The 11,277-nt window shown below is 69.3% G+C and carries 3 protein-coding genes; all 3 read left to right on the plus strand.

Annotation, left to right across the window (positions count from 1 at the left end):
* The first annotated feature begins 24 nt into the window (after window positions 1-24).
* Window positions 25-1,809, plus strand: coding sequence for an amino acid adenylation domain-containing protein (locus CFB17_RS14060; protein WP_165769623.1), 1,785 nt, complete (start codon window positions 25-27; stop codon window positions 1,807-1,809).
* Window positions 1,806-9,683, plus strand: a complete 7,878-nt coding sequence (locus CFB17_RS14065) for a non-ribosomal peptide synthetase (RefSeq protein ID WP_088562196.1) — start codon at window positions 1,806-1,808, stop codon at window positions 9,681-9,683. Before CFB17_RS14060 ends, CFB17_RS14065 begins: the two co-directional genes overlap by 4 nt.
* Window positions 9,680-11,277, plus strand: a 1,598-nt coding sequence (locus CFB17_RS14070) for a condensation domain-containing protein (RefSeq protein WP_243389889.1), incomplete at its 3' end; no start/stop codon positions are given. The genes CFB17_RS14065 and CFB17_RS14070, both read left to right, overlap by 4 nt.

Here is an 11,277-nt window from a genome sequence, read left to right on the forward strand (position 1 = left end):
GGCTTGGCGGATCGTGTTTCGTCCGTGGCGTCGGCGTTTCCGTCGCGGGTAGCGATCGACGATGGCGGTGTTGAGGTTAGCTATGGCGCGCTGGAGTCGCGTTCGGACGCTCTGGCGCATCGCCTGAGGCTGCTGGGTGTTGGTCCCGATCGGGTCGTGGGCGTGGTTTTGCGCCGTCGGCCGGAGATGGTGGCGGTCTTGCTGGCGATCTGGAAGGCGGGTGGTGCCTATGCGCCGCTCGATCCGGAAGCGCCGGCGGAGCGTCTGGCCGGGATGGTGGCGGATTGCGGCGCGGTGCTCGTGGTGAGCGAGCGGGAGCTTGCGTCGCGGTTGCCGGCGGATGTCGATCTTCTGCTGATCGACGGCGGGGAGGACGTGTTCGCGGCCCCGGTGCAGGCGGCGCGGCCGGCCCCGGGGCCGGTGCACGCGGACCAGCTGGCCTATGTGATCTTCACCTCTGGCACGACGGGCCGGCCCAAGGGTGTGGGTGTGACGCATGGCGCGCTGTCGATGCATATCGAGGCGATCGGCGCGCTCTACGGCATGGGTGAGGCGGACCGGGTGCTGCATGTGATCGCCTGGTCGTTCGACGGGGCGACGGAGTGCTGGGCGGCGGCGCTGGCGCATGGCGGCCGGCTGGTTCTGGGCGATCCGAAGGCGTGGACGGCTGAGGACGCGCTGGCGGAGATCCGCCGTTCGGGGACGACGATCGTCGGCATGTCGCCGGCGCTGCTGGAGACGCTGGCGGAGGCGCATTCGCGCTCGGGTTCGGGTCCCTTGCCGGTGCGCTCATGGACGGCCGGCGGCGAGGCGTTCGGGATCGAGGCATTCGCGCGGGTGCGGCAGGCATTCTGGCCGGCGCGTATCATCAACGGCTACGGGCCGACGGAGACGGTGATCACGCCGCTCCTGCTGGCGGTGACGTCCTCGACGCCGGCCTCGGCGTGGGAAGGTGCCTCGTGGCTGCCGATCGGCCGGCCGGTGGGCGCGCGGACGGCTCATGTCCTGGACGAATCGCTTGGCGAGGTCGGGATCGGGGTCGAGGGCGAACTCCATATTGGCGGCCTGGGCCTGGCGCGGGGCTATGTGGGCCTGCCTGGACTGACGGCGGAGCGCTTCGTCCCTGACCCGTTCGGTCCGCCTGGCGGCAGGCTCTACCGGACGGGCGACCGGGTTCGGCGCCGCGCGGACGGGTCGCTCGACTATCTGGGCCGGCTCGACCAGCAGCTGAAGATCCGGGGCTTTCGGATCGAGGCCGGCGAGGTGGAGGCGCATCTTCTGGCGCATCCGCGCTGCCGGGAGGCGGCCGTGGTGGCGGCCTCGCGCGAGGGCCAGGCGCATCTGGTGGCCTATGTGGCGGGCGAGGCCAAGCCTGAGGAGCTCTCGGCACATCTGGCGGGCCGGCTGCCCGAGCCCATGCGCCCTTCCTTGATCGTCCAGCTGCCGTCCCTGCCGCGGCTGGCCAGCGGCAAGCTCGACCGGCGCGCCCTGCCGGCCCCGACCTGGACGGCCAGGGCCTACGCGGCGCCCGAGACAAAGACCGAGCAGAGGCTGGCAGCCCTCATGGGCGAACTCCTGGGCCATGCCAGGGTCGGCCGCCATGACGGCTTCTTCCAACTGGGCGGCCACTCCCTCCTCGCCGCCAAACTCGTCGCCCAGATCCGCAAAGAATGGGGATCGCCCATAGGGCTGGCGGAACTTTATAGCGTGGCGACGCTGGCCGAGCTTGGCGCCTTGATCGACCGCCACGACGAGAGCGGTACCACCGCCGACATTGATGCACTTCTTGCGCAGTGGGAAGAGTCATGAGCGCCGCCCGGTCGATCCGCGAGCCGAACAGCGACTGGCAGCGGCTGGCCCAGCGTTTCGTCGCCCTGTCGCCTGAGCAGCGGCCAGCTTTCCTCGCAGCTCTCGAAGAGCGTGGCATCCCCTTCGACCGACTGCCGATAACGCCTTTTGCCGATGGCGCGCCGGACCGGCTGGCCCCCGCACAGCGCCGCTTGTGGTTCCTCTGGCGGCTGGACCCCGAGAGCCATGCCTATAACCTGGGGGGCGCCCTGCGCCTGGAGGGCACGCTCGACGAGGCCGCGCTCGAGCGCGCCCTGACCTGGCTGATCGCCCGCCACGACACGCTCAGGACCAGCTTCGCGTCCACGGACGATGGCGGCGCCCGACCGGTCGTGCATCCGCCTTCTCCGGTCTTCCTCCAACGGGCCGACATCGCCGACCGCGATCCGACCCTGGCGGCGACCGCCGCCCGCGAGCTGGCGGAAGAAGGCATCCGTCGGCCCTTCGACCTCGTGGCGGGGCCGCTCGTACGTGTCGGGCTGGTCCGCGTCGGCACGACACGACATCTCCTCTGGCTGGCCCTTCATCATATCGTCGCCGATGGCTGGTCGATGGAGATCCTCATCGACGAGTTGCTGAGTGCCTACGGCGCCTTCCGCTCGGGCCAGACACCCTCCATCCCGGCACCGCCGATCCGTTATGCCGACTATGCGGCCTGGCAGCAGGTCCGCATGGAAGCGGGCGAATTGCAGCGTCAACTGGCCTGGTGGACGGCCGAGCTCGGCTCAGACCATGCGCCGCTGGCCTTGCCGACAGATCGCCCGCGGCCATCGGCGCAGAGCTTTCGTGGCGCGCGGCTCGACTTTTCGCTCGACGACGAAACGAGCCGAGCCTTGCGGGCCCTTGCCCGCGCCGAGGGCGCTACCTTGTTCATGGTCCTCCTGGCGGCATTGCACGCGTTTCTTGGCCGGCTGACGGGTCAGGACGACATTCGGATTGGCGTGTCGAGCGCCAATCGCGTGCGGCCGGAGACGGAGCGACTGCCCGGCTTCTTCGTCACGACCCAGGTCGTGCGTGCCCGTCCTGCCGCCCATGTGACCTTCCGCGAACTGCTGGCTACGGTGCGGGAGAAGGCGCTGGCGGCCCAGGCACGACCGGACGTGCCGTTCGATACGCTGGTCGAGGCCCTGCAGCCCGCGCGTTCGCTCAGCCACAATCCCTTGTTCCAGGTGAAGTTCACGCAGCAGCTTGCCCAACGCAGCCTGCGGGTGGCCGGGCTCGAGATCAGCCCCGTGGCCCTCGTCGAGAACGCGACCCATTTCGATCTGAGCCTGGATGTGACCGACACCGCCGATGGCGTGGCGGCCTCGCTCACCTATGCGACCGATCTGTTCGATAAGGCATCCGCCCAGCGCTTCGTCCGGCACTATGCCGATCTCGTCGGCCATCTGGTGCGCCATCCAGGGCGACCGCTCGGCGACTGGCGGCCGGCCGAGCCCGCCCGTCTCTCGGGAGGAACGCTAGAGTGCCCCGCATCCGACATACTCTCGGCCTTCGCGGCCCAGGTTGACGCCCGGCCGGACGCCTCGGCGATTCAGGCCGGCGCGGCGGCCATGAGCTTTGCCGCGCTTGATGCCGCCTCCGACCGGCTGGCGCATGTGCTGGTCGCGCGGGGCATCAAGCGCGAGGACGTCGTCCTCGTTCTTTGCGGCCGCAGCCAGGATCTCGTCGTGGCCCTGCTTGGCATCATGAAGGCGGGCGGGGTCTATGCGCCGCTCGACCCGGGCTATCCGATCGAGCGCCTGCGCCGCCTGACCAAGGACAGCAAGGCGGTGCTTGGCTTGTTCGACGCCGAGGGCGCCAAGGCCGCGGCGGGACTCGATCTGCCTGGCCTCGCCATCGCCGAAGGAGCGGCCAGGCCGCTGCCGCAGGGCAGGGTACCTTTTGCAGCGCCCCTGCCGGAGCAGGCCGCCTATCTTATCTATACCTCAGGCTCGACGGGGGCGCCCAAGGGTGTCGTCGTGCCGCATCGGGCCATTGCCAGCTACGTCCAGTCGGCTTTGGCGCGCCTTGCGATTGATCCTCAGGCAAGCTTCGGCCTGCTCTCGACGCCAGCTGCCGATCTTGGCCACACCATGCTCTTTGGCGCGCTGGTCTCGGGCCGTACCCTCCATCTGATCGAGGCCGATGCCGCCTTCGACGCCGATCGCCTAGCCGACATCGTGCAAGCCCGGCGGATCGGCGTGCTCAAGCTGGTACCCGGCCATCTCGAGGGCCTGCTGGCGACACCGCGCGGCGCCGATCTGCTGCCCGAGACGGCGGTGATCCTGGGCGGCGAGGCGCTCTCCACGGCCCTGGTCGAGACGGTTCGCCGCCTGAAGCCCGGCTGCCGCGTCATCAATCATTACGGTCCGACCGAGACCAGCGTCGGGGTACTGGCGCATGAGCCAGCCACGCTTGAAGGCGGCGGCGTGCCGATCGGCAGGCCCTTTGCGCATGTCGAGGCGGTGATCCTGGATGGCGACCTCAACCCGGCGCTGCCAGGCGCGCTAGGCGAGCTTTATATCGGTGGCCCGCAGGTGGCACGCGGCTATCTTGGCCGGCCGGCCGCCACGGCCGAGCGCTTCGTGCCCGACCCGGAGCGGCCGGGGGAGCGCCTTTATCGCACCGGCGATGTCGTCCGGCTCGATGCGCAAGGTGCCATCACTTTCATTGGCCGCCGCGACGACCAGATCAAGATAAGGGGGCATCGCGTCGAGCTGCGGGAGGTGGCCCAGGCGCTCCGTGCGCTGGAAGGCGTGAGCTCCGCCCAGGCGGTGGTGGCCAAGGGCGAGGCCGGCAATGACCGGCTGGTCGCCTACATCGTCGCCAGCCAGGCCGTGGCGGCAGGCGCGCCCGCAGCCCTTGCCACGATCTTGCCGGACCACATGGTCCCGGCCGAGGTAATTGCCCTCGAGCACATGCCGCTGACGCCGAACGGCAAGCTGGACCGTGCGGCATTGCCCGCCGCCAGGGTCACAGCGGCGCGCCCGGCCGCCGTCCGTTCGGAGGCCGAGCGGGTGCTGCTTTCGATCTGCGGCGAAGTACTGCGGCGGACCGACGTCACGCCTGGCGATAATTTCTTCGCGCTCGGCGGCGATTCGATCTTGAGCCTGCAGGTGATCGCGCGGGCCAAGCGGCAGGGCTTCCGGCTGACGCCAAGGCAGGTCTTCGAGTGCAAGACGATCGCGGGCCTGGCCGAGGTCGCCCAGCGGCTGGCTGCGACGGCGCCGAAGCCGGCGGCAGTCGAAAGCCGCCCGGATGCCGAGCGGGTACTGCTTTCGGTCTGCGGCGAGGTGCTGCGGCGGACCGACGTCGGGCCTGGCGACAATTTCTTCGCGCTCGGTGGTGATTCGATCTTGAGCCTGCAGGTGATCGCGCGGGCCAAGCGGCAGGGCTTTCGACTGACGCCAAGGCAGGTCTTCGAGTGCAAGACGATCGCGGGCCTGGCCGAGGTCGCCCAGCCGCTGGCCGCGATAGCGCCGAAGCCGGCGGCGGCCGATGGCGGTCGCGAAGTGCCGCTGACGCCGATCCAGGCGGCGTTCTTCGCGCGCCCCGTGCCCAATCGCGCGCATTGGTGCCAGTCCGTCCTTCTGACGCCGCCTTCATCCCTCGATCCGGACGCGCTGGCGGCGGCGCTAGGCGCACTCGTCGCGCGCCATGAGGCGCTGCGTCTACGCTTCAGCGAGCGGGACGGGCGCTGGACGCAGCGTCTGGCAGCGGACTCGGCAGCGTCCGATCTCCTCTGGCGCCGCAGCTTCACCGACGCGGCCGGCCTTTGTGCCGCCTGCGACGAGGTCCAGCGCAGCCTCGACATCACGAAAGGGCCGCTCTTGCGGGCCCTCCTGGCCGAGGCACCGGACGGGAGCCGCCGGGTTCTGATCGCCATCCACCATCTGGCCGTTGATGGCGTTTCCTGGCGGGTCCTCCTCGACGACCTTGCCCTGGCGCTGGCCCAGCGCGCGGACGGCCAGGCGATCACGCTGGCCCCGCCCGAGACGACGTTCTCCAGCCTGGCACAGCGTCTCTTCCTTCATGCCCATGGCGAGGATCTGCGCCAGGAGCTGGATTATTGGCGCGCCAGCGCCGGACCTGCCACGGCACCCTCCTCGACCAGGCTGGCGGATGCATACGCGCGCACCCAGCGGATCGATGATCAGACGACGCGCCGCCTGACGAATGCCGTCGACGGCGCGCGACTGCACGGGCTCATGATCGCGGCCCTCGTTCGCGCCCTGGGAGAGGGATCTGGAGATGTGCGGCTCTGGCTTGAAGGCCATGGCCGCGAGACGCCCTTCGGGTTCGATCTCAGCCGCACGGTTGGCTGGCTCACCAGCATTTATCCCGTCCGCATCGGCGTCGGCACCGATGCGGAGACGACCTTGAGGGGCGTGCGCGAGGTGCTGGCGGCCGTGCCGCATGGCGGGATCGGCCATGGCCTGCTTTGCCATCTAGGCGCTCCTGAGTTGCGTGCGGCCGTGGCGGCCCCGCCCGGACCGGTGTTCAATTATCTGGGCCGCTTCGATTCGAGCTTTGCCGATCCGTCCGGTTTCGCGCTGGCGGTTGAGGACAAGGGGGCGGAGCGCGATCCCGAAGCGCCGATGCTCGATCCGTTGCGGATCGATGCGCGCGTTCAGGATGGCGCGCTTCGGATCGACTGGCTGTTCGACCCGGCACGTTATGACGAGGCAGCGGCGCGGCATCTGACGGCGGCCTTCGAGCGCGAGCTGCGCTCATTCCTGGTCGAGCCTGCCAAAGCCGGCATCGAGGCCAGTGTGGCCGCTCTCGAAACCTACCCCTTGAGCCCGATGCAGCAGGGGCTCTTGTTCCATCGGCTGGTCAGCCCCGAGGATACCGCCTACGTCAATCTCCTGGCCGTCACCCTCAAGCATCTCGATGTCGAGCGCTTCAAGCAGGCCTGGCGCGCCGCCTTTGCCCGGCATGACATCCTGCGCACGACGTTCCAGTGGCAAGACGGGGCAGCGCCGCGCCAGATCGTGTGGCCAGTCGCGGAGCCGGCCTTCGCGGAGCATGATTGGCGTGGTGCCAGCGATCTTGAGGATCGCCTCGCCCGCCTGGGTGCCGACGAGCGCCGGCGCAGCTTCGACCTCGCCCTGGCACCGCCCATGCGCTTCGTGCTCGTGCGCATCGGCGACGATGCCTGGCGCTTTTTCTGGGTGCGGCACCATATCCTGCTCGATGGCTGGAGCTCGGCCAGGCTGCTGGCCGAGGTGGCGGCATTGTATCGCGGCCAGCAGCCGGCGCGACCAGCACCGCGCTTTCGCACCTATATCGACTGGCTGGACACGCGTGACGCCAGCCTGGACAAGGCATTCTGGCGCGAGGCCCTAAAGAGCGTCGACGAGCCCTTCCGCCTGGCCGGCGAGGGGGTCGGAGAGGCCGGCCATGCCCGCCATGTCGTGCTTATCGACGAGGACCGTGCGGCGGCGATCCGTGCCGCGGCGCGCACGTTGCGTGTCACCGTCAACACGCTGGTCCAGGCCGCCTGGGCGCTCACCCTGGCGCGGCGTGCCGGCCGAGCGGCGTTGTTCGGCGTCACCGTGGCCGGCCGGCCCGAGGACCTGCCCGAAGCCGAGGAAGCCTTGGGCCTCTTCATCAACACGCTGCCCGTCTTGAGCGAACCCCGCCCGGACATCATCGTCGCCGATTATCTGGCAGGGCTGCAGACCCAGAACATTGCGCTTCGCGAGCATCAATACACACCCCTGTTCGACATCCAGGCATCGGCGGCCGCCGGCCGCGAGGAACTGTTCGATTCGGTCATCATCTTCGAGAACTACCCGATCGACGAGGAGTTGGCGGCACCAGCGCCGGGTGCCCTTGCCTTCAGCGATCCCTTGGTCGACGAGGATACGCATTACGCCCTGACGCTGATGGTCGAGGCCGGCGCGCGCGCCAGGCTGACATTCGGCTACGCGACCGATCGGCTGACGGCCATCGAGGTTGCGGCCCTGGCAGCACAATTCGAGCGGGCGCTCTCTGGCATGATCGAGGACCCGACGCGGCCTCTGGGGAGCATTTGCCTGGCCGCGCCCGACGACGTTCTGGCGGCGCGGGGGGCTGAGCGGCAAAGCTTCCGATCGGTTCTTGCGCGACTGGGCGATCTCGTCGGCGACGCTGCGGACAGGACCGCGCTGTCGGGCCCGGACGGCCAGCTCTCCTATGCCGGGCTCGTGCTTCAGGCGGACAGGGTCGCCGCCAGGCTGGCGACGTCCGGCGTCGGGCGCGGCGATCGCGTGGGCCTTTTCGTGCCGCGTGGCGTTGCCATGGTCGTGGGCCTGCTGGGCATTCTCAAGGCCGGCGCCGGCTACGTGCCGCTCGATCCGGACTATCCAGCCGACCGCCTGGCTTTCATGGCAGCCGACGTCGGGCTGAAGGCGCTCCTCCTTACTGCGGAACTGCACCGGCAGGCGCCGACCGGAGACTGGGCGGCCATCGACCTCGCCCAGGCGCGCCTGACGGAGGGCCAGGCACCGGACCCGGTTGCGCTGACCGAGAATGACCTCGCCTATGTCATTTATACCTCCGGCTCCACCGGCCGGCCGAAAGGGGTCATGATCGGCCATGGCGCGCTCGCCAACCTTCTCCAGGCCTTTCGCGAGATCACCGGCTTTACCGCCAGCGATCGTCTGGTCGCGGTCACCTCGCTTTCCTTCGACATTGCCGGGCTCGAATTGCTCCTGCCGCTGGTCGTGGGGGCGACGCTGACGATCGCCTCGCGGGAGCAGGCGGCCGATGCCCGCCAACTGGCGGGTCTGCTCGAGCGGGCCGAGGCGACGATCCTGCAGGCGACGCCATCCACCTGGCGCCAGCTCAAGGCGATCGACTGGCCCGGCCGCTTCGGGCTCAAGGCGCTTTGCGGCGGCGAGGCGATGCCGCCCGACCTTGCGACCTGGCTCCGCCCGCGCGTGGGCGAACTCTGGAACGTCTATGGCCCGACCGAGACCACCATCTGGTCGACGGCCGGCCGCGTCGATGCTGTCGAAGGTGCGGTGCCGATCGGCAGGCCGATCGTCGCCACCAGTCTCCATATCCTCGACGACGCGCTGCAGCCCGTCCCCCTCGGCAGCCCCGGGGAGCTCTTCATCGGCGGGGCGGGGCTAGCCCGAGGCTATTATGGCCGCCCGGGCCTCACCGCCGAGCGCTTCGTGCCCGATCCCTTCGGCGAGGCTGGGGCCAGGCTCTACCGGACGGGCGATCTGGCACGCTGGCTGCCGGATGGCCGTATCGAGTGCCTGGCGCGCATCGATCAGCAAGTGAAGATCCGAGGGCACCGCGTCGAGTCCGGCGAGGTCGAGGCTGCCCTCCTGTCGCATCCGGCCATTGCCGCGGCAGCCGTTGCCGCCTTCGGCGGGTCAGCGCTGCATGCCTATGTCGTTACGGCCGATGAAGTAAGCGATGCGGCAATAGAGGCGCATCTCGAGAGCCGGCTGCCCGGCTACATGATGCCGTCGGCGATCATCCGCCTCGACCGCCTGCCGATGACGCCGAACGGCAAGGTGGATCGCGGCGCACTGCCGGCGCCCGAACGCGTTGCCGCCGATCATGAGGAGCCAAAAGGTGAGATCGAGACCGCCATCGCGGCGATCTGGGCTGACCTTCTGAGCGTCCCCCGGGTCGGACGGGCTGACGATTTCTTCCGTCTGGGCGGCCACTCTCTGACGGCGACCCGGATGATCGCACGGCTCGAAAGCGAACAGGGCGTCGTCGTGCCGCTGCGCACCTTGTTCGAGGCGCCGACGCTCAAGGCGTTCGCGGCCGCGGTCGGTACCACGCAGGGCAGTGACGCCAAGCTGGCGCGCCTCGATGATCTCCTGGCCGAGTTCGACGCATGAGCGCCTTCGCCGATCGCCTGGCGGCCCTGGCCGAGCGTTATGCCGCCGCCACCACCTTGCAGCGGCGCCACCTGCTGACCCGCTTCGAGCAGGCGGAGGTCGCGTTCGACGACCTTCCGATTCCGCGCGCCGACCGATCCCGGCCGCTGCCGGCATCCGATGCGCAAAGACGCCTCTGGTTCCTCTGGCGGCTCGATCCTACGAGCCCGGCCTACACGGTGAGCGGCGGCCTTCGCCTCGAAGGCAGGCTCGACACGGCAGCACTTGAAGGCGCCTTCGCCGGCGCCCTGCGCCGTCATGAAGTGCTGCGAACTCGATTTCGCGAAGACCAGGACGGATCCCTCCTGCAGATCGTCGATGCCGCCGCCGGTCTCGATTTCGTCGTCCACGATCTAGCGGGCAGGCCCAAGGACGAAGCCCAGGGTGAGCTCACCCTTTTGACCCGCGCCATGGTCGAGCAGCCGTTCGACCTCGAGGCGGGGCCGCTTTTGCGGCTGGCGCTCATTCGCCTCGGCCCGGAGGAGCATGTCCTTCTGATGGCGCTGCACCACATTGTCTGCGACGCCTGGTCGCTCGACGTGCTGACGCGCGACGTCTCGGCCGGTTATGCGGCGCTTGCCTCGGGCCGGGCTGACGACCAGCCGGCACCGCCCTTGCAGTTTGCCGATTGGGCCAGCTGGCAGTCCCTCCGGACCGAGGCCGGCATCGATGATGCCGCCATCGAATCCATCCGCGCCGAGCTGCGGCAGGCCCCAAGCTCGATCAACCTTCCAAGCGACATTGCGAGGCCGGCATCGGGCAACGCCTTGGCGGTACGGCTGGGCCTGGATTTCCCCGCCACGCTGGGCGTGCGGGTCCGCGAGGTCGCGAGCGAGCGGGGGCTGACCGCGCATGCGGTCCTGCTGGCGGCCTTCGCCGTCTTTCTCAGCCGCAGCTCCGGGCAGGCGGATATCCGAATCGGCCTGCCGGTCGCCAATCGGGGCCGGGCCGTCGTGCAGGGCGTGGTCGGCCCGTTCGTCAATACGGTGGCCCTGCGTTTCCACATCGATCTACGCACCAGCTTTGCCGATCTTCTGGAGGTCGCGGCCTCGACCTCGCGCGCCGCACTGGCCCGCCAGGATCTGCCCTTCGAGCGCATCGCCGAGGGGCTGGCCAGTGCCGGCGAGGCGCCGTTCGAGGCGATGTTCGGCCATCAGCGCACGCCGCTGGCTCCATCCTTTCCGGGTCTGGTCGTCAGGCCGCTGGCCAATCCGCCGGAGACCGCCAAGTTCGACGTCGTGCTCGGCATCGAAGAGAGCGAGGACGGTACCCTGGAAGGGGCACTCATCCTCTCGGCGGCGCGCTTCAGCCCCGAGGCCGGCCAGCGTCTGGCGGACCGCTTCACCAGCCTGTTGACGACCTTGCTTGCCTCACCGGGCGCTGCGATCGGCGACGCCTCGATGCTCAGTGTTGCCGATCGTGATGCTCTTGGGATGGGTTGTGTTTGGTTATCGGGCTTGTTTGTTGGCTTGGCGGATCGTGTTTCGTCCGTGGCGTCGGCGTTTCCGTCGCGGGTAGCGATCGACGATGGCGGTGTTGAGGTTAGCTATGGCGC

The organism is Arboricoccus pini, from assembly GCF_900187945.1.
In the GTDB taxonomy this organism is placed as follows: Bacteria; Pseudomonadota; Alphaproteobacteria; order Geminicoccales; family Geminicoccaceae; genus Arboricoccus; species Arboricoccus pini.

Excerpts from the sequence above, each read along its gene's own strand:
- CFB17_RS14065 (WP_088562196.1), top strand. The coding sequence starts at position 1,806 with ATGAGCGCCGCCCGGTCGATCCGCGAGCCGAACAGCGACTGGCAGCGG.